Raw genomic sequence first — 19,297 nt, 5'->3', positions numbered from 1 at the left:
ACCCGCTCCCTGTTCAGCGCCTCGCCTACGTCCGATACCTCCACCGCGAGGGAATCGAACAGAGTCGGCAGCCAGCACCGCTGCACTCGCGAGCGGTTACCTCCCCCATCACGGCCACCGTACTTCCGGCGTGGCGTTGGCGTCTAACATCAGCGGCTGAGAGCGATTGCGGCGGACATGGCCGTACGGGAGCGGCCTTCGGCAGTCACAACGTCAGCGCCGGACTGGCGGGGCTTCCGTGATCGACCTAGTAAGGATGCGGCCAGCAGGCGAAATTTGCCTGAGCCAGGATGCGCCGGTCACAGATGACGAGCGGCGCACCGTCGGCTTGACTGAGTCATTGAGACTACTCTTCTACCCCATCATCTGCTGCAAGTACAGATACGGCCTGGTCCTCCGACACGTCCTCCTTCTCGGAGATTTGCTCCGGACTGTCGAACAACGACTGCTGACCGCTTGTGTCCACTCGCTTCTTCGCTTCGGTGTACGGAGGAACAATAGGCGGAAGTTTTGGGCGCACTCCAGACAGCAGCTCTTCAACCGAGATGATCTGGACTTTTGGATATTTATTACCTACCCAGTCCGTGTAACTACCGGCCGTAGCAGCAGCATCCCTCATCCCCTTGGTGCTCTTGTGGAGCGTTAGGAGTATGCCAACCTCAGCATTCTTGGTTTTAGCTACTACTCCTTCCAGATCCCGAACCATGGAAGGATTCAGCCCTTTTCCACCCTTGACCGAAACGACAGCCTTAGCCCGACTTTTCTTGCCGGTGGCAAAGACAACAACACCGTCGCTGCCCTTGTCAGCGACCTGTTTTTGGTTCGGCGTTCCACGAACAAGAGAAACCGCCCAGCGCTCGAAGTCGAACGGTGATTGCGCGAAGAGCGCATGCGCGCCCGCCAGGTCCGCCGGTACCCCGAGTACTTCGTATGTTGCATCGATCGAGTCACCGTGCGTGTTCCTCAGCCTATTGCGGATGAGGTCTACAGCCAAGTATGTGATATCAATGCCGATCCAGTTGTACCCCAGTTTCACAGCTGCGTCGAGTGTTGTACCGCATCCACAGAAGGGGTCGAGAACCGTTCCGCCTTCCGGGCAGGAGGAGCGAATGATTCGCTCCAGCAATCCGACTGGTTTTTGCGTGGGATAGCCCAACCGTTCAGGGTCGGTGGGGCCCAAATATGCGACGTCTTCGTCAATCGCTGCGTCGGTGCCAGCCAAGCAACCAGCGGTGCCCGGCTGGTAAGCCCAAATGTCGCCGAGCGGGTTGCCATCTTCCGGCTGAAAGTATCGAACTGGAGTCGGCCAAGCTGCACCGGGCGTGATTTCGATAAGGCCAGCCTGGTAGGCTGCCTCCATTTTTTCGATCAGCCCGAGATCTTTGAATCCTTCAGGCATTTGATCAGCTACAAACTTCGGCAAAGCCCAATGACGGTTCTTCAACGTCGGATTGAAGCCACGCCATGGCATTCCAGACTCGCCCGTCCTGATGCCGGCACCCGTGAGAACGTTTCCACCACTCGTGAACTTCCAACGACCGTCGCCCTGCAGCTTATATCGCTTCTCTACGTGCTGCTTCGTATAAGGGCGTCGAATTACGTTGAAGTAGTAGGAGTCACTCTTCGTGTAGAAGAGGATAGTGTCATGCAGGGGACCAAAACTAGACCGCGGAGCGTGCGCACCCGTGCGCCGCCAGATGATCTCGTTCCTGAAATTCCTCGCGCCGAAAATGGCGTCAAGGACAACCTTGAGATAATGACTAGCGGTTGGATCACAGTGGATGTACAGTGAACCGCTCTTTTTGAGGACCTTGTGCAGCTCTACCAATCGCGGCGTCATGTTGATCAAATACGCCATAAGGTTGGTTTCGCGTACGATGTTCCTCAGTGATTCGAGCATATCCGCCACCGCTGGCGGAAGGCCCCCTTCGTTTACCAAATAATTGTAAGTGTCGTCAGTTTCATTCGTCCACTTCCACGTGTCGTCGAAAGCCTGAATTTGAGCCTGCGCGTCTCCCATGCCGTCGAATACGACGTTATAGACCTTGTTACTGTTGAACGGCGGATCGAGGTATACGAGGTCGACGCTCTCAGCGGGAATCTGCCCGGAACGCAAAACGTCGAGGTTATCGCCATAAAAAAGCTTGCTCTTAGCGGTCACAGACCCTCCCACAGTGCGTTCCCTGACCGAGTAGGCCACCCCGAACCACAGGATAACCAACAGTCATTGATCTGTACACGTTCCGTAGTGCGAGAGCGCCTACCGTCGCGGCTCCTCGCCTTGGTCTCAGGGCAGCCAGTTGGGAACGCGCCCCCGCAGCATCTGCCCTCAGCAGCTCATCCGTGGCCCAGATCGGCGCATCAGCCCTGCACAGAGTGACATGCTGCCGGACCTCCACAGCAGCCGATGTGTGCCACCCAGGCTCGGATCAGCGGCACGTTTTCCAGGTGAGCGGCGTTGAAACGATGCCGGCCGTCAAGCAAGCCGCAACAACCTCGATCGTCAGGCGTTGAATGTGCCAGTACAATCGTCGGTAAGGCTGCTTTCTGCCGTAGTGCGGAGCGCAAGAGGTTGGTTTTCTGCCATCCGCGTTGGTCATCTGGATCGTCGATGAGTTGGTAGCGATCTATTTCGGCCACCGCTACTACTTCTGTGCGCCAACACGCAAGGTTCTCTGTTACTAAATAATCCCCCATCAAAATGTCCAACACTTCACCGTAGTCCTTACACGGGGACTCGGCATGCAAATCACGAAGCGTTCTCCAAGCCATCATCTTGATCTTTCGAGAACTGGGCGGCGCAAGGATGTATATGACTGACTAAGTAAATTGATCATTGCCACCTGCTGCGGCAAATTGACCACACCGCCCGCATCGACTCAATCAATTAGTCACGACACGGCGGTCACGCATCACGGTATCCATCCAAGGCATCCTGGTAAGACAGCACTAGAGGGGCAAGCTTCCGATCGATGAGGTCTGCGTCGTTAGGGGGAAGTGTCAAAATGGGACGTCGAAGGCGGACACCCCATGAAGCGAGGTCGGAGAATATCGCAAGCTGTGACACAAGATCGCGCAACACCAGGCCTTGTCGGTACGGCGCCAGCGTTTCGATGCGCAACTTGCAGCCCTCAGTGAATCGACGCTCGCCGAACCGTACAGGTACGACCAAACTCCGAACCCGGCTGCCCACCTCTGCACTCGCCATGACCCTGCCTTCATCTCGCCCAGGGCTTCGGTAGCAGCCTCGGGTTGTGTAGATCAGGACGCGATCCCCCGGCGAGAGGGACGCCGCCATCCTGGACCGTCGGGCGGAGAAGGCCATCCGCTGTGCGGTGACAACCCACTTCAGGGCATCACGGTCGCCGATGATCAAAAGGTGTGTTGCTGCCACAGCCCCACCCTAGTCGGTGGTACCGGTGTCGATCACTGCAAGGGGAACCTCAGCTCGAAGAAGCCGACGACACCTGGGTCGTAAGGCTTGTTGCAGAGTCGCAAAGCACAACGGCAGCTGCAGTTGCTAAGTCGGGCATGTCGCGGACCACCTGTGGACTGGCCCTAACTGATCAGGCGTCTGCAGCGCTCTGACCAGCAGCGTTGCCTCACGATCAAGGGGCCTCCGGAGCCGTGTGCGCAGGTTCGAATCCTGCCGGGGGCACCCAGCATGAGGTACCCAAAGACCCCGTCACCAGCGGAAACGCTGAGGCCGGGGTCTTCGCGTATGTGCAGGCATGTGCGGCCCGGAGCGGGCGTATGCCGGGGTCTGTGGACGAGGCGTGGACGGGATCTTGAGGCGTCTGCCCAGGTCAGCTCCGGCAGACGGCAAGGCCCCCGGACAAGTCCAGGGGCCTGAGGGTCGGTTCATCGGCGGTGCACCGCAGTAGCCGATCTCGGTCGGCTGACCGTCGCGGTAGAGCACAGTGCAGTGGCCGCGCCCTGAGGGCAAAAAAACAGTCCCCGGTAGTACTGCTCGTGTCCTGAAACTTCAGTCGTCACTGTCGCCTCGGTATCGCGCCGGCTTGCCGGGGGCCTGGACCACATCCTGTCCAGGTCACTACGCCGACTAGACGTCCTGATCGACTTAGCAACTCTTTCGGTGTTATGGCCTACTAATCACAATGAGCACCAGGCGCCATAAGTCAATAGCTTTTCGATAAGTTTCGAAGGAAACCTCCCGCGATCACCTTCGACTGCGGTATCCGGCTCGTCCGCGGGTCGACGGGGAGCCGGTCGCGGCCGAGCGATTACCCAGGTCAGCCCATCTAACTGACGAAAGGGCCTGCACATGCGCATCGTCGGGTCAGGCCAGGTTGCTCTCCTAGGAGCTGCCTCTGGGCGCGGTCACGGCCCGGCGTGCCAGTCCCGCTCCAGATCGCCTGAGTCGAATACGCTGCGAAGACGTCCGACCTGGCGGCCTCGACGACGCGGATGCGCGGGAATGCCGCCCGGTATCGGCTCTTCACGTTGACCGGGACGGCGCAGCTGTCGGATGCGGAAGGGGTGTGGCATGAGATCCCCGAGCGTGCACCTACGGGAGATCACCGACGACAACCGCGATGCCGTCCGTGCCCTCCGCGTCCGACGTGACCAGAAGCAATTCGTCGCCTCCGTGTCCTACTCCCTCAAGGAGGCGGCGAAGAAACCGGAGGCCAATCCCTGGTACCGCGCCGTGTACCGCGGCGATGAGCCAGTCGGCTTCGTGATGCTGTCGTGGAAACCGCCGGCCGGTCCTTACAAAGGGCGACACTTCCTCTGGCGCCTCCTCGTCGACAAGCGGTACCAAGGGCGAGGGATCGGCCGAGAGGCGCTCACGCAGGTCGCCACCCTGGTTCGCGCGGACGGCGCCACCGAGCTGCTGACCAGCTACGAGCCCGGCGACGGCGAGCCGTGGCCCTTCTACCAGAAGTTCGGGTTCGAGCCCACCGGAGAGATCGACGACGGCGAGATCGTTCTGCGACTCACCTTCCCCGCTCGGTGAGCTGTTTACGGAATCACGGACAGTTTCGACCCGAGGTGGTCACACGACGAGAGGCTGGTGGCCACCTGGAAGTCGATGCCCGCCAGCTGCACGTCCGCCCCAAGTCACCGTTACCCCGCCTATGGGGTGGGTGGTTTCGGGCTCACACCACCAGTTGGAGCATTGTCTCGAGGTGTTGACTACCGGTAGAAGACAGCCACGCCACCGTGATGCGAGCAGGCCCCCTGGTGGTGAGCGGCGTACGAGTACGTGCCGTCGTTGCACAGAGCCGTCGCACCGCCGCCCGCAGAGCTGGAGCCACCTGACGAGCTGGACCCGCCGCTGGACGAGGATCCGCCAGACGTCGAACTGCCGCCCGTTCCCGACCCCGCGGCGGCGTGCGCGGTGACGGTCACCTTCACCTTGACCTTGACCGTCTTCGTCACTGTCGGCGCGGGCTTGGGCTTCGCGGTCTCCGTTGCCGTGGCTGTCGCGGTGACCGTGGCCGTGGTCGTCGGCTGCGCCTTGTGGTCAGCCACCGCCTTCGTCGCGTTCGGGTTCTGGTCGTCGGCGCCGGCGCTGCCCACGCCGATGATGAACGCGAGGCCCAGTGCGGGCAGTACGAATCGCTTACGCGCCCACTTGGGTGCGGGACGGGCGGCCGGCGGTCCGGGTGGAGGCTGGAACGGCGGCGGTTGAGGCTGGTAGTAGCTCACAGGACCCCCCGGGGTTGAGTACGTGAGGGGTGAAACTACCTACGCCGGTGGGTCCGATGTAAGGAATCGGTGAAGACAGTCACCCAGTTGTGACCTCGCGACTCCCAACTGCTCCGACAGGCCACCATCCCGGCACGCTCAAGCCGCCATCCAGCCACTCGATCAACTGGGGCCTGACGACATCCGCGCCAGGAGAGGTGACGGTCGCAGGAGAGCGTTCATCCACCGAGGGATCCGGGCATCGAGCGAGTCCTAGCGTCATACACGGCGCAAGAGCAGCCTCATCGCCAACCAACGAGGCCCCTTGACAAGGACGTCAGGGGCCTCGCGCGCGGTCAAGTGAACGTCACTCGTACTCGCGGAGCAGGTCCTCGATGCGCCGGTTGGCGACGTCCTGCCGACCATCGAGGCACTTCGCGTACCGGGTCAGCAGGACCTCAACGCTGTTGTCGGCGCGCTCGGCAACCTCGGTGGGATCCACTCCCGCATTGAGCCACGTCGACAGCGCCGAGTGCCGAAGGTCGTACGGCCTGCTCGCAAGCGGCGAGGCCGCGACAGCCGGCGGAAGCGCCAGGAGCCGAGCCTCCTGCCACACGCGGTAGTAGGTCGACGACGGGACGACCGAACCCTTCTCACTGGAGAAGAGCCGCCCGTCCTCCGCCGTGCCGAACGTGGCCAAGTGCTCCCGCAGCACGGCAACAAGCTGGGGCGGGATGGGCACGCGCCGAACGTCCTCAGCCGGTCGATTCTTGAGCCCGCGGTCGTCGTGGGTCTCCCCCGAGTCCGTCCACTGCTTGCTGACGGAGGGACGGGGCCGGTGAAGCAGTGCCGATCCCCAGCCCTGCTCAGGGAGGAGAAGGTCAGTCTCTACCAGGCCGACCGCCTCAGCGGGCCGGAGGCCACCGAAGTACATCGCCGCGAACAGCCCGACGAGACGCCGGCCGCGCGCACGCCGGTATCCGTCCGCGAGCGGCCGGGAAGCCTTCGCTACCCAGTGCAGGACGTTCCGGACATCGTCCGGGACTTCCCGGTCGTCGGGACCTGGCAGCACGAAGGCCCAGTTACGTAAGGCCTTGCGGATCTCCTCGTCGGACGGTCGTCTAGCGCGCTCCGCTAGCAGTTCCATGGTCACGCTGGTCAGAGATTCGTTGATACCGTCTCGCGTATTGGGTGCAGCGTGCGGCCACTTCATTGCGAGATACCTGAGGGCGAAGTCGTACCAGGACAATGGCGACTTTTTCTCTTCCATCGAAGCCGGAAGACCAGTCTCCGTGTCGAACTCTTCGCCGCCCCGCATGGCACTCATGAGCTTCGCGCGGTAGTGATCGGCGAGTGCCTTGGTGCGGAACGAGTCAGAGAAGACGTTGCCCGCGACGGACCAGCGGACGCCGTACGAGGGAGTCTTGGTGTCCCGCTTGCGTACGCCCCAGACCTTGACGTCGAGAGACTTCACGCGGCCTCCTCCAACTGTCGTAGCCACGAGGTGAAATCACTGCGCCAGGCCCGAAGCTCACCGTTGGGGAGCTTGAATGCGGCCGGCCCCTGTCCCAGCTCGCGCCAGCGGTAGAACGTCCGGCGAGAAACGCCGCCCAGTTCGTCCAAGACTTGGCGAACGGTCATCAGCTCGTCGCGGCGGGCGTCCATGTCGGCTCTCCTTCCGTTCGAGGGGCGGGTTCGAGGGATGCGGTGAGCCAGGCTTCGGCGCGGGAGAGGCCGGTACCGGCGAAGACCCAGTGGGCGAGGACGAGCGTGGTTTCGCCGTCCTGCGGGACGGCCGAAGCCGTCTGGGCGCGGCACCATTCGGCGCGGGCGTCCCGCAGGGCGCCGAGAGTGGTGGAGTAGCGGCGGGACTTGGTGGAGAAGTGGCCGCGGAAGCCGTGCATGTGCGCCCATGCACGGAGGCGGAGGTTTGCCAGTTCGGGGCGGGCGCCTAATGTCCAGGCGGTACGGATCAGGCGTCGGGCGTGTTCGGTGATCCGGACTTGGGCCAGTTCGGCGGGGCACCGGATCGGCCGGTCGAGGGTGCCGGTCGCGGTTTCGGCGCCTTTGGTGGCGTACTTGGCGATGTACGCCGCGACGGCTCGTTCGGTCAGCTCCTGGCCGTCGTTGAAGTCGGCGGAGCGGATCGGGCGGACGTCGAGCTGGCGGCCGAAGACGAACGCGTGCGCCCGGCCGTCGATCTCCGGTCCGTCGACGCGTGCGGCAGTGGCAGCCGCACCGATGGCGTCCGTCAGCAGTTCGGTGGTGGCCCAGGCCGGTGGAGGCGTGTCGCCGCCTTGGGGGCCGTCGAGGCGGATGACGGCGTGGAAGTGGACGGCCCCGCGCTTCTGGTACTCGGCGACCTTGGCGAACGAGATCCGGGCGTGATCGCGGAAGGCGCGTTGGGTGAGACCGGAACGCTTGGCGACCTCGCGGCGGAGGTGAATCGAAAAGCGCCGCCACAGCGCTCCAGCGTGCGCGTTCCAGAGCACGGCCGCTTCGTAGGCGTAGGTCTCCGGGTCGAGGGGCGAGCCCAGGGCGGGATCCGTTTCGTCGTGCCGGAGGCCGCAGCGGCAGTCGCGTCCGGCGGAGGGGCGGTTGTGGACCGGGCCGAAGCCGGGGGCGGTGAAGGTGGCGAAGACACGGGGGTGTGTGCCGACCTGTTCCGATGTGCCCTTGCCACCCCGCAGACCGGCGGTGATCAGGTGGAAGGTGTCGCGGCGGTAGGTCTCGGCGCAGGCGGCACAGCGGGTGGCGCGGCGGTTGTTGGGAGCTGGCCGGCGGGGAGCGAGCCGGAGCCGAGGTGGTGCAGGACTCGGCCGATCTCGCCAGTGGTCGGGGTGACGTCGTATTCGGTGCGGTGGCCGTCGAGGCGGATGGGGTTGGTGCAGCCGCCCAGGCCGGAGAGTTGGCAAGCCAGCTCGGGCATGGTGCCCAGCGAGGCCAGCATGGAGAGTTCTGCCAGCGGCGGCCTCCGGTCTTCCGGTCGGCGGCCTCCTCTCGACCGTCGACCCACGTGGCGTAGCGACTCAGCGGGGCCTCGGCACTCGGCCCCGCCCCGGCTCGGAAGAGTGCACGCGCACTGGACGGCCTGTTGCCGCTGACCGCTCGCGGTGACCGTGCGCGCGGACCACTTCAGAAATCCGAGGGGCGACGTCAACTCGTTTGGCATATGCCAGTACGTTGGCCAACGCCGTAGAGAGTGGCTCTGTCATCGCTCTATCAACCAGGAGACTCCGTGCCCATACGCCGCCTTGCAGCTACTGCCGTGGTGGCGGTAGCAGCAACCGTCGTAGTGACCGCGCCAGCAGAGGCGGCCACCAAGTCCACTGCCACCATCACGTCCTCGTCACTGTCCACGTCGGTCGGGGGAACGGTGAACCTGCGCGGACACATCTACCCGTCGATCGGCCGTGCCTACGAGTGGCAGGAGCTCGTCTCCGGGCACTGGGTGAAGGTCGCTTCCGGGAAGACCAACTCCCACGGCGATGCCTACTTCAGCCAGAAGAACACCATCGCCGGACGTCACTCCGCTCGCCTGTTCGCGCTGAAGACCTCGAAGTACGCCTCGGCAACCTCCCGCCCCGTCTCGTGGACCGCATATGCGAAGACCACGGCTACCGCGCGTCTCAGTGCGCCGACAGTCGAGCTGGCGGCGCCGGCCACCCTGACCGTCACCCTCTCTCCTGCTGCGGTCAGGCCGGTCACCCTGCAACGCTACTCCGGCGGTGCCTGGAAGACCCTCGTGAATGCCACCACCTCGTCCGGCGGGAAGCACGCCTTCTCCCTGGACACCTCATCCCGCGGCACGACCTCCTACCGAGTCGTGGCTCCCGCCGCGGGCTACGCGCGCGCAGCCACCAGCGCGACGGTCAAGCAGACCGTCACCGGGCCGTTCACCGCCCCGTATGTATTCGGCGTCGACACCGCCAACGCGGCTCGCATCGTGGCGTACTCCCCCTCCGGAGGAGCGACCCGCACCCTGTACACCGCCTCCGGCTATGGCACGACCATCAAGGCCCACGCCGCAGGCCCCGACGGCACCACGCTGTGGAGCGAACAGAGGCAGGACTACTCGTGGCAGGTCAAAGCCAAACGCCCCGGGCAGGCAGTGCGCACGCTGGCCACAGTTCCGTCCACCAGCAGCGTCACCGAGGTTGCGCTCAACGACGACGCTACCTGGGCGGCCTGGGGAACCGTGCCGTTCGCCAGTCCCTACCAGGGCAGCAACACCCAGACCATCCACGTGCAGAACCTGACGGGCACAGCGCCGGCGAAGGCCCTCACCGGCCAGCAGGATGGAGACGCCTTCGTCGACATCGTCTTCCTGCCGACGCCCGTGAACGCCGGGTCGGTCAGCCACCTGGTGACCGCCCGTGTCATCGGCGCTTACGGCGGCGTGGGTCGCGTCTTCTACAACCCGGACACCGCAGCGGCGACCTACCCGACTCTCCCGGACAGCGCGAACACCCTCAACGGGTGGGGCATGGAGCCGGAGAACCTGCCAGTCCCGGACCCTGCGGGTGATGAAGTAGCGGTCTACGGAGGCAACACAAGCAATGAGGCACCGAACGGGCAGTGGATCTACCACCTGGACAGCGGTGCCCTGACCCCCAACAGCGCCATCGCAGACTATGTCGGTACACCGGGGAACCCGGTGGACCCCAGCCGCGTAGCGGACGCGGCAGTGCTGTCAGCCTCCCCGGACGGTACCCGTATCGCCCACTACGCCCCGCAGCCCGACAATTCCTTGCACACCGTCATCACCGACGCCGACGGGTTCAGCAACGTACGCGACTACGGCGCGATCGGGGTCAACGGCCCCGTGCCGACGTGGTACGACAACAACCACATCTGGACGGCAGCGTCGAGCTACAACGACACACCTGCAGGCGGGTGGGAAGGCACCTGGGACGACTACCAGCGGGCGCTCTACAACCTCTCCACCGCCAAGCGTGAATGGGTCAGCCCTGACAGTGGCCGGGTCACCTCGGATGGTGCGCGCGCCCCTTGGTGGGGATACACCATGAACGCGCTCTGATCCCCCACCCAGGCACCGACGCCGATCCGGCCCGGCGAGGCCCTCGGGACTGTGGAAGCCGGTCAGGCCGCTGGGGCGATGGAGCGTTGTCGACGGACGGCTAGGGCGGGCGTGTGAACGGCCCGCCCCGAAGTTACGGAGCTCTGCGCATGACCGAGCGAACGATCTACCTGGATCCCGACGCCCGTCCCTCCAAATCCCGGAAGATCACTGTCCGGGCCTACCGCTGGTACGCAAGTGTCGAACTCGACGGCGACGACTATGTCGATGCCACGTCCACACGTGGGCAAGAGCCCGAACTACCCACCGTATACAAGGAAGCTGTCGACAGGGTGCGTCTCGCGTCCACAGACCGGATCTGGTACGACGGCTACTCTGGCGACTTCTCGTGGGGTGAAGGCGTCCGCTGGATCACCATTCCTGTGCAGTTCTCACAGGTGGAAGCCACGGTAGAAGCGTTGCGTTGCGCGGAGATTGAAGATGATTACAGTCAACTCCATGCGCTTGCCGATCGCCTTGACCTGCCCATTGAACAGTGGCTCTCCCCCGGTGAACGTGAACTGGTTCGAGGTGTCGACTTCCAGTCACCACCACACGCGTTCCTCAACTTCTTGCGAGGCAAGGCCAACCAGTGGGGACTACGCCTGAACGGTCGAGCGACCGCCGGGAGCGTGTGGGTTCGACCGACAGTATCCGCCATCCAGAAAACGATTCGGGAAATGCATCCCGAGCAGTACCCCGGATGGGTGGATCACTGGTCCGGGTACGTCGAATCGGACGATGCGGCTCTCCGCCCCTGGGTAGGTGGAAGAGAACAGAACCTGAGCCATGGCGCAAAGCCAGTCCGTTTCGATGAAATTGACATGAAAACCAGTGGCGACTGCCCCTGCGGAATGTCCCTGAGGGATCAATGGGACGACAGTAGAGCCCACACCTCGCACCATGCAGCATGGGCATTTGGCATCCGGGTACCCAAGAACCTGATGTGGCCTGGCAACCTCGCCGTGGTACGGCCTGACTCGCCCATCTCCTGGCGGAAACTCGCGGCCAAGGCGGGACGGATGCCCATGAGAGAGAACCATTACGACTTCAACTCCTGGGATTATCTCGACGCACCCGAAGAAGTACCCGGCAACGATCGAGCGTTTCTACTGAAGGCAAACGAGTACGTCATCGGCTACCTAGTCGCCACGGACACCAGCGAGCACAGCCGATGGGATCTACTCTCCGAGTCGAGTTCTGGCGCTCACGATGGCACTCTTCGACCGCGGATCGACCTGATCTGGATTGCAGGCTCCTACCGACGCCAGGGCCTCGGTGCGAAACTCGTGCAAGCACTTGCCGACGACTTCGGGTGTCAGATCGGCGACGTGTCCTGGTCGACCCCGATCAGCGACGCCGGCCGCCAGCTCGCGCGCCGACTGTCGCCCGAGGGTATCTGGGTCAGCTAGATGCCCCACGGCACTCTCGTGACATAGTTCCACTATCTCTGCGGAGCCGTGTACGCGGGTTCCAGTCCTGCCGGGACACTCGCCGAGGAACAGCAGGAACAACGCGCTGACCAGGGCGGACGTCGACACGAGGAGCGGGAGGCGGTCTCACTGCCTCCCGCTCCCTTTCGTTGTTATGCACCGTCACGTGCCGGGAACGTATGGGACGCCGCTGAGGCCGTTGTCGGGAAGCACAGCGCGTCAATGCGAGGCTGTCCGAGGCTCCAGACAACCGCGGTCCAAGAGCCGTACGCCTCCGCGGGGAGACAATCGGTCGAGCGTGGTCACTACGCCACCTGCGAAGGATTCTGCGGCGAGCTGGCGTGCGAGGCCGAACAATCCGTCGCCCGACTTGTGAAGGCGGCGAAGGGGTAGATTCCTGCCCGTGTGCGACAGCACCTCTTCGGTCTTGCCGGTGGCTCGCCTCTGGATCTACGTCGGCAGTTGCCCCTGCCGGGACACCAGGTGGCGCCGTCTACCCGCTCAAGTCGGTCTGGGCAAACGGCTCTTGGCGGGGGGCGCGTGTGTGCCGGCCCTGCAGAGGGCGTTTGTCTTCGGTGCGAGCGGCAACGCGGAGTGTATGAGTCAGTCGAACAGTGCGACGAATCAGAGTTCTGGAGCCAAGCGCGACGCGTCCACCAAGGCCCGTGGGGCTGCGGCGAAGGCCACTGGTCCCGCGTCGCGGGCGGCGGACAAGGCGGCCGGCAAGGCCGGTGACGTGACGTCGGCGGCCGTGGAGGGTGGCGAGCGGGTGACCGAGAAGGGTGCCGCTGTCGCGCAGCGCGCGGCCGACGGTGTCCAGGCCGGGCGCAAGGCCGTCGTCGCCGCCTCCGGGCAGGTCGTGGCGTTCGCCAAGACGGCGGGGACGGTGATCGCCCACCGGAAGGTGCTCGCCGCCGGTGTGGGTGCGGGCCTGTCGGCGTTGAGTGCCACTTCCTACCTGGCGGGTCGCCGGGCGGGGCGTCGGACGCTCGGGCCCCTCACCCGTCTGACCGGAGGGCGGATCTGAGGGGCCCTGCAGGCCTGCGGTGGGCAGAGCCCGGCGTACATATGTGAAGACCCCGGCACCAGCGGAAACGCTGGGCCGGGGTCTTCGCGGTTCCCCGGCGCGCCCCCGCGCCCGGTTCAGGGCCGGCCGCCGGCGTACGGTCCGGACATGCGGCCGGCGGCTCCCTGGTCGCGGGCTGCCGGGCGGCCGATGGCGGCGGCTGCCAGGGCCAGCAGCAGGCCTATGGCGCCGACGATGACGTTGTTGACGATGGTCCTCGTGGTGGAGACGTTGCCGGCCACGGCCCAGGGCGAGATGATCGTCCACACGCTCAGCGCGCAGGCGGCCCACGCCATGCTGTGCACGCGGTCGTAGGCCCGGCCGAAGCCGCCGCTCATGAGGAGTGCGTAGGCGATGCCGGTGATCAGGTTGTTGACCGCCAGGGTGGAGAAGCCGTTGAAGCCCGCGATCCAGGGTGAAGCCGCGAGGTAGAGCCCGGTCAGCAGGGCCATGCTCTCGATGGCTTGCGCCCTCGGGGTGCTCGTGGTGCGCTCGGCCATCTCGTGGCGTTCGCGCATGGCGATGATGTCGGGGTGGGTCGCCATGTCGGACCGAGGAGAGGTCGCCATGTCACTTACCTCCGAAGTGTGGCTTTCGTACCTTTTGCCCGGCGGGTACCCAGGGAGCGCGCGATAACCGCTTCGGAATACATGTGCCGGCGGGGGAGAGAGAGGGGTCGGCGACCGTCTGTCGCGGGTACGGGTACGGGGCGTGACCGGTGCTTCGAGTCGGCAGGTCAGGGGCACTTCTCGTCGTTGTGGACGGCCTCGAAGAGCACGTCCTCGTCGATCGTCTCGCCGGCTGCGGGGACCGTGGCGCAGACCCGCCAGTCGTTCTCGTTGTCCGTGCCGCGTCCCGCGCCCGTGGCGTCGACCGCCTTGACCTCGCCGGTCAGTGCGGCCATCTGGTCCATCGCGTCCATGAGGCTGCGCCCGCTGTAGCCGGGCATCTCGTCGCCCGGCATGGCGAGGTAGCCGTCCGTCGAGGCGGGGCAGGACTCGCCCTGCTTGACGACCTGGAAGACGACGAGGGTGTCCGGGTCGGCGGCGCCGGGCTCGGGGTCCTGGGAGCAGACGCGCCAGTTGCGGTCCCAGACCTGGGCCCGGCCCCGGCCGGTGGCGTCCTCGGAGTCCAGGTTGGTGAAGCCGGCGCTCTGGGCACGGTCCTGGGCCGCCTGGAGCTGGGAGCCGGTCATGTTCGGCAGTTCCTTCTCCGAGGAACATCCGCTGGTCGCCGTCAGCAGCAGTGCCGCCGTCGCGGCAGCGTACGCGGATGCGCGAACGCGTCGGCTCGTCGTCACCAGGGCCCCCCGTGATCTTGGTGCGTGCAGGAGCGCGATCCTAGCTCGAACCCTTCTCCGGCAGGTCCGGCGTGCCCTCCGGGGTCCACGCGGCGACGAGGTCCAGCAGGCCGGGGAAGCGGGCGTTCAGGTCGGCCACCCGGACGTGGCTGCGGCGCTCCAGGCCGTACTGGCGCTGCCGGGTGACGCCGGCCTCGCGCAGGGCCCGGAAGTGGTGGGTGAGCGAGGACTTGGGGCGGTCCAGGCCGAACCAGCCGCAGGTGTGGTCGAACTCCTCCGACTCCAGTAGCAGCTTGCGGACGATCCGCAGGCGCAGCGGGTCGCTGAGCGCGCCCAGCACGGTCTCCAGCCGGAGGTCGGCGACGGCCGGCTCGGGCAGTGGGTCGGGCAGGCCGGGGGGCTCCGGCAGCGCCTTGGTCTTCGCCGTTCGCGACGCATCCGCCGATCGCGACGCATCCGCCGATCGCAGGGCAGCCGCGGTTCGCTGCGCATCCGCCGTTCGCTGCGCGTCCCTCGTTCGCGGCGACTTCTCGCTTCTCTGCACGGTCAACTGCGGCTCCCTGTCGCTGGGTTGTCTCCGGCCCTCCGCCCGGCTTTCTGTACGAGTCCGATCGTACTACGTGCTAAGTTCGACTCCATGCGTACTTGTACGAGGAAAGACGTACTGACGGAGACGACGCCCGGTGTCCGCTGGGTCTGGTTAGCCGCCTGGCCCGTGACCGCGGTGTTCGTGCTGTCCAACGCGGCCACCCCGCTGTATGTGCTGTGGCAGCGCGAGATGGGGTTCAGCAAGGGCACGTTGACCGTGGTCTTCGCCTGCTACATCGCCGGACTGCTCGGTTCCCTGCTGGTGTCGGGCGTCGTCTCCGACCGGCTCGGCCGCAGACCCGTACTGCTGCCCGCGCTGGGGCTCGCCCTCGTGGCGTGCCTGGTCTTCGCGACCGCCGGGAGCGTGGCCGCGCTGATCGTGGCCCGGCTGTGCACCGGTGTCGCGGTCGGGGCCGTGGTCTCGGCGGGGATGGCCGCGGTGACGGATGTGGCCGGGCCCGCCCGGCGCCGGCTCGCGGCGCTGGTCGCCTCCTGCGCGATGGTGTTCGGCGCGGGGGTGGGACCGTTGCTCGCGGGCGTGCTGTCCGAGACGCTGCCCGCGCCCACGGTCACGGTGTTCGCCGTGGAGGCGGTGCTGCTCGGGTCGGCCGTCGTGGTGGTGCTGCGGATGCCGGTACGGCGTCCGGACCGGGCCGGTGGCGGTCCGTGGATGCGGGTGCCGGGGGTGCCGCGGGGGGCCGGATGGCAGCTGGCGCTGGGGATCGCCGTGTTCGCGCCCGGCATCACCGCCACGTCGTTCGTGCTGTCGCTGGGGCCCTCGCTGCTGTCGGGGCTGCTGGGCACGGGCAGCCGGGTCGTGTCCGGGGCGTTGGCCTTCGCGATGTTCCTCAGTGCCACGGGGGTGCAGTTCGCGGTACGGCGGCTGCGGCGCCGTACCGTCCTGGTCGCCGGGGCCGGCGCCACCGCGCTCGGGATGCTCGCGCTGGTCGCCGCCGTGCACAGCGGGTCGGTGGCGGCTCTGGGCGGCGCCGCGCTGCTGGCCGGGGCCGGGCAGGGGATGGGGCAGTTGGGCGGGCTGTCGCTGCTGAACTCCACCGTGCCGGGGGCGCGGCTCGCCGAGGCCAACGCGGCGCTGAACGTGGGCGGTTACCTGCCGGCCGGGGTCCTTCCGGTCAGCGCGGGGTACTTGAGCGACGCGGTGGGGCTGACGGCGGGGGCGACGGTCTTCGGTACGGCGCTGGCCGCTCTGGCCGTTGGCGGGGGCGCCTTGGTGCTGTGGGGGCGGCGGCGCGTGGAGCCCCTCGGCTAACCGCGCTCACCCCCGGACGCGCGCACCCTCACGCCGAGCGGCCGCGATCACCTCCGGACGCTCGCACCCTCACGCCGAGCGCTTGCGGGGCGAGGCCTTCTTCGCCGGGGTCTTCTTCGCCGACGTGCTCCTCGCCGTCGCCGTCTTCGCCGTCGCGTTCTTCGCCGACGTGCTCTTCGCCGCCGTCGATTCCGTCTTCTTCGCCCCCTCCCCCGCCCTTGAGGTCGACTTGCGGGCGGGCGTGGCCTTCTTCTCGGCGGTCGTCTTCTTCGTGGCCGTGGAGGTCGACTTCTTGCCCGCCGGCTCCTTGGGCTCGGCCCGCCCCTGCCGCAGGGGTCTGACCTCGGCCTCCGCTCCGGCGGCCGCCCGGGACTCCCGAGCCGCGCGCACGCTGTTCTCCAGGGCGGCCATCAGGTCGAGCACCTTGCCGCCTGCGGCGGGGGCCGGGGCCTCGGGCGGGGTCTCGCCGGAGGCCTTCGCGGCGATGACCTCCTCCAGCGCCTCCCGGTACTCGTCGTGCAGGTCTTCCAGGTCGACCTCGCCGAGGGTGTCCATCAGGGCGTCCGCGAGGTCGAGTTCCTTGTCCCGGATGGTGACGTCGGTGTCGGGGGCGACGCCTTCCGGGGCCCGGACCTCGTCCGGCCACAGCAGCCCGTGCATGGCGATGGCGTCGCCGACGACCCGCAGCATGCCGAGGCGCTCCCGGCCGCGCAGCGCGTACTTGGCGATGGCGACCTTGTTGCTGCGCTTCAGGGCTTCGCGCAGCAGGGTGTACGGCTTGGCGGCGGGGGCCCCGCTGGCGGCGAGGTAGTAGGCCGCGTCCATCTGGAGGGGGTCGATGCGGTCGGCCGGGACGAACGCCACGATCTCGATCGTGCGGGCCGTCGGGAGGGGCAGGTGGGAGAGGTCCTCGTCGGTGATCGGGATCATCGATCCGTCGGCGTCCTCGTACGCCTTGCCGATCTCGGACTGCGTGACCTCGCGCTCCTCCAGTTCGCAGACCTTGCGGTAGCGGATGCGGCCGTTGTCCTCGGTGTGGATCTGCCGGAAGGAGATGGCGTGGCTCTCCGTGGCGTTCACCAGCTTGATCGGGATGCTGACGAGACCGAAGGAGATGGCGCCGTTCCAGATCGATCGCACGTGCCGCACCCTTCCTTTGCAGATTTCTTCTGTTTGTCTGGGATTGTCATCTTATGACGCCTATCACAGAGGTGGAGGGGCGCCGGGTCGCGCTCAGCAACCTGGAGAAGGTGCTGTATCCGGAGACCGGCTTCACCAAAGGGGAGCTGCTGCACTACTACGCGACCACCGCCGCGGCCCTGCTGCCGCATCTGCGGGACCGGGCGGTGTCCTTCCTGCGCTATCCGGACGGCCCCGGAGGGCAGCTGTTCTTCGCCAAGAACGTGCCGCCGGGTACGCCCGACTGGGTCACCACCGCCCAGGTGCCGCGGTCGTCGGCGGACAGCCCGGCCCGGATGGTGGTGGTGCAGGACCTGCCGAGCCTGGTCTGGGCGGCGAACCTGGTCGCGGAGTTCCACACGCACCAGTGGCTGGTGCAGTCCCCGCAGGAGGCGGACCGGCTGGTCTTCGACCTCGACCCGGGTGCGCCCGCGACGATCGTGCACTGCTGCGAGGTCGCCCTGTGGCTGCGTGAGCGGCTCGCGGCGGACGGGATCGAGGCGTATCCGAAGACCGCCGGTTCGAAGGGGCTGCACCTGCTGGCGGCGGTGCGGGGCAGTTCTTCCGAACGGACGTCCGAGTACGCGAAGGCGCTGGCGGTGGAGGCCGAGCGGGAGATGCCCCGGCTGGTGGTGCACCGGATGACGAAGAGCCTCAGGCCGGGGAAGGTGTTCGTCGACTGGAGCCAGAACGCGGCCCGCAAGACGACGGCCGCGCCGTACACCGTGCGCGCCCGCCGGATCCCGCTGGTGTCGGCGCCGGTGACCTGGGAGGAGGTCGCCGGCTGCCGCAGCCCCGGGCAGCTGGAGTTCCGGGCGGAGGACATCGCCCCGCGGCTCCAGGACCTCGGCGACCTGATGTCCGCGCTGACGGACCCGGAGCGGGCCGTACCCCTGCCCTGAGCTACAGCCTCCCCCAGGTCCTGCGGTCCCGGGCCATTCCGTGCAAGGCCTCCACGTCCGCCGGCTTGAGCACCCCGCCCAGCCGGGCGAGGCCCGCCAGCTCGGCGTCCGTCAGGATCCGCACCGCGCGCGGCTGCGCCGTCACGGTCACCTCGGCCGGGCCGGCCAGGGCCAGCAGCGGGCGGACCTCGGCGGTCAGCGCGTAGGACGCGCGGTCGGCGTCGGCGCGCAGCCGGCGCAGCAGCGGCTCGGGCTCGCGACGGCCCAGGGTGACCATCGGGTCGGCGACCAGGACCCGGCTCTTGCGGGCGTACAGGGCGTGGACGGCGAACAGGCCGCCGGGGCCGATCACCAGGTGGTGGATGCGGTCGCCCCCGGGCAGCGGGACGGAGTGCAGGGTGTGCCAGCCGGTGCCCTCCAGCTCGTCCAGGGCGGCGCCGACGGTCTGCTCGGCGGTCAGGGCGCGCCGGCGCGGGTCGGGGCGCAGCCGGTGGGCGGGGCCGGGGTCGCGGTCGAGGGCGACGAGCAGGGCCTCGCCGGGGCGGTTGGGGGCGAGGTCGTCGTCCGGGTGCAGGGTGAGCCGGGCGAGTTCCGCGGGGGTGGGCACCGGGGGCGGGCCGACGGTGACCGGGCCGGTCAGGAAGGGTTGCAGGGCGTGGAGCACGTCGTCCCTGCCGTCCTCGCCGAGCAGGTTGACCCGGCCTGTCTCACGGTCGTACCAGGCGACGTTGGATCCGTCCTCGCGGCAGACGTACAGCCGCTCCCGACCGTGCCGGAAGGCCGGCACCACGCGCAGTCCGCTCATGCGCCATCACCCCTCGACCATG

General features: G+C 66.8%; 15 protein-coding genes and 1 pseudogene. 6 read left to right on the top strand and 10 right to left on the bottom strand.

The window, feature by feature from the left end:
- Positions 1-346: 346 nt before the first annotated feature.
- Positions 347-2,161, bottom strand: coding sequence for a DNA methyltransferase (locus IG05_RS44600; RefSeq protein ID WP_158838768.1), 1,815 nt, complete (start codon positions 2,159-2,161; stop codon positions 347-349).
- Positions 2,162-4,507: 2,346 nt separating this feature from the next.
- Here IG05_RS44600 and IG05_RS0104125 point away from each other — a divergent pair.
- Positions 4,508-4,978 carry a GNAT family N-acetyltransferase gene (locus IG05_RS0104125; RefSeq protein WP_234335760.1) on the top strand — a complete coding sequence of 157 codons (471 nt, stop codon included), beginning with the start codon at positions 4,508-4,510 and terminating at the stop codon, positions 4,976-4,978.
- A gap of 179 nt (positions 4,979-5,157) precedes the next feature.
- On the opposite strand, the gene IG05_RS44590 is transcribed toward IG05_RS0104125, so the two are convergent.
- From IG05_RS44590 to IG05_RS41860, 4 genes and pseudogenes are all read right to left on the bottom strand, one after another.
- A complete protein-coding gene (locus IG05_RS44590; RefSeq protein ID WP_078893884.1) occupies positions 5,158-5,673 on the bottom strand; it encodes a DUF3761 domain-containing protein in 516 nt (171 codons plus the stop codon).
- A 346-nt stretch (positions 5,674-6,019) separates the two neighbouring features.
- The gene (locus IG05_RS0104110) at positions 6,020-7,126 is read right to left on the bottom strand and encodes a tyrosine-type recombinase/integrase (RefSeq protein WP_030339193.1); all 1,107 of its coding nucleotides are present in this window, start codon (positions 7,124-7,126) and stop codon (positions 6,020-6,022) included.
- A complete protein-coding gene (locus IG05_RS0104105) occupies positions 7,123-7,317 on the bottom strand; it encodes a helix-turn-helix transcriptional regulator (protein WP_030339191.1) in 195 nt (64 codons plus the stop codon). The genes IG05_RS0104110 and IG05_RS0104105 overlap by 4 nt, the downstream gene beginning before the upstream one ends.
- Positions 7,293-8,602: pseudogene (locus IG05_RS41860) on the bottom strand (replication initiator). Before IG05_RS41860 ends, IG05_RS0104105 begins: the two are co-directional and overlap by 25 nt.
- Before the next feature lie 288 nt (positions 8,603-8,890).
- Between IG05_RS41860 and IG05_RS0104095 the strand changes: the two are divergent.
- The 3 genes from IG05_RS0104095 (at position 8,891) to IG05_RS0104085 (ending at position 13,192) form a co-directional block, all read left to right on the top strand.
- Entirely contained in the window at positions 8,891-10,693 is a 1,803-nt protein-coding gene (locus IG05_RS0104095) for a hypothetical protein (RefSeq protein WP_158838766.1), read from the top strand.
- A 149-nt stretch (positions 10,694-10,842) separates the two neighbouring features.
- Positions 10,843-12,144 (top strand): GNAT family N-acetyltransferase, encoded by a 1,302-nt coding sequence (locus IG05_RS47645; protein ID WP_158838764.1) that lies wholly within the window; start codon positions 10,843-10,845, stop codon positions 12,142-12,144.
- 619 nt (positions 12,145-12,763) lie between these two features.
- The gene (locus IG05_RS0104085) at positions 12,764-13,192 is read left to right on the top strand and encodes a hypothetical protein (RefSeq protein ID WP_030339184.1); all 429 of its coding nucleotides are present in this window, start codon (positions 12,764-12,766) and stop codon (positions 13,190-13,192) included.
- 116 nt (positions 13,193-13,308) lie between these two features.
- On the opposite strand, the gene IG05_RS0104080 is transcribed toward IG05_RS0104085, so the two are convergent.
- The 3 genes from IG05_RS0104080 to IG05_RS0104070 all read right to left on the bottom strand — a co-directional run bounded on the left by IG05_RS0104080 (position 13,309) and on the right by IG05_RS0104070 (position 14,940).
- On the bottom strand, positions 13,309-13,800 hold the full coding sequence (locus tag IG05_RS0104080; protein ID WP_030339182.1) for an SPW repeat protein: 492 nt from the start codon (positions 13,798-13,800) through the stop codon (positions 13,309-13,311).
- A 167-nt stretch (positions 13,801-13,967) separates the two neighbouring features.
- A complete protein-coding gene (locus IG05_RS0104075) occupies positions 13,968-14,426 on the bottom strand; it encodes a hypothetical protein (RefSeq protein ID WP_030339180.1) in 459 nt (152 codons plus the stop codon).
- Between the two features lie 145 nt (positions 14,427-14,571).
- Entirely contained in the window at positions 14,572-14,940 is a 369-nt protein-coding gene (locus IG05_RS0104070) for an ArsR/SmtB family transcription factor (RefSeq protein ID WP_051789495.1), read from the bottom strand.
- 228 nt (positions 14,941-15,168) lie between these two features.
- On the opposite strand from IG05_RS0104070, the gene IG05_RS0104065 reads away from it, so the two are divergent.
- On the top strand, positions 15,169-16,389 hold the full coding sequence (locus IG05_RS0104065; RefSeq protein ID WP_051789477.1) for an MFS transporter: 1,221 nt from the start codon (positions 15,169-15,171) through the stop codon (positions 16,387-16,389).
- 69 nt (positions 16,390-16,458) lie between these two features.
- Here IG05_RS0104065 and IG05_RS0104060 read toward each other — a convergent pair whose 3' ends face one another.
- Positions 16,459-17,529, bottom strand: coding sequence for a Ku protein (locus IG05_RS0104060; RefSeq protein ID WP_030339172.1), 1,071 nt, complete (start codon positions 17,527-17,529; stop codon positions 16,459-16,461).
- Between the two features lie 53 nt (positions 17,530-17,582).
- On the opposite strand from IG05_RS0104060, the gene ligD reads away from it, so the two are divergent.
- Positions 17,583-18,470, top strand: coding sequence for a non-homologous end-joining DNA ligase (gene ligD, locus IG05_RS0104055; protein WP_030339170.1), 888 nt, complete (start codon positions 17,583-17,585; stop codon positions 18,468-18,470).
- Position 18,471: 1 nt separating this feature from the next.
- On the opposite strand, the gene IG05_RS0104050 is transcribed toward ligD, so the two are convergent.
- Positions 18,472-19,275 carry a nuclease-related domain-containing protein gene (locus IG05_RS0104050; protein ID WP_030339168.1) on the bottom strand — a complete coding sequence of 268 codons (804 nt, stop codon included), beginning with the start codon at positions 19,273-19,275 and terminating at the stop codon, positions 18,472-18,474.
- Between the last annotated feature and the right edge of the window lie 22 nt (positions 19,276-19,297).

The organism is Streptomyces sp. NRRL S-1022, from assembly GCF_000720135.1.
GTDB lineage: Bacteria > Actinomycetota > Actinomycetes > Streptomycetales > Streptomycetaceae > Streptomyces.
Note: the sequence above shows the minus strand (reverse complement) of the source record. Positions and strands in the feature narration are given on the sequence as shown.

Coding starts and splice junctions, on each gene's coding strand:
- IG05_RS47645 (WP_158838764.1), top strand. CDS start 10,843: ATGACCGAGCGAACGATCTACCTGGATCCCGACGCCCGTCCCTCCAAA.
- ligD (WP_030339170.1), top strand. CDS start 17,583: ATGACGCCTATCACAGAGGTGGAGGGGCGCCGGGTCGCGCTCAGCAAC.
- IG05_RS0104065 (WP_051789477.1), top strand. CDS start 15,169: ATGCGTACTTGTACGAGGAAAGACGTACTGACGGAGACGACGCCCGGT.
- IG05_RS0104050 (WP_030339168.1), bottom strand. CDS start 19,275: ATGAGCGGACTGCGCGTGGTGCCGGCCTTCCGGCACGGTCGGGAGCGG.
- IG05_RS0104085 (WP_030339184.1), top strand. CDS start 12,764: ATGAGTCAGTCGAACAGTGCGACGAATCAGAGTTCTGGAGCCAAGCGC.
- IG05_RS0104125 (WP_234335760.1), top strand. CDS start 4,508: ATGAGATCCCCGAGCGTGCACCTACGGGAGATCACCGACGACAACCGC.
- IG05_RS0104080 (WP_030339182.1), bottom strand. CDS start 13,800: ATGGCGACCTCTCCTCGGTCCGACATGGCGACCCACCCCGACATCATC.
- IG05_RS0104075 (WP_030339180.1), bottom strand. CDS start 14,426: ATGACCGGCTCCCAGCTCCAGGCGGCCCAGGACCGTGCCCAGAGCGCC.
- IG05_RS0104105 (WP_030339191.1), bottom strand. CDS start 7,317: ATGGACGCCCGCCGCGACGAGCTGATGACCGTTCGCCAAGTCTTGGAC.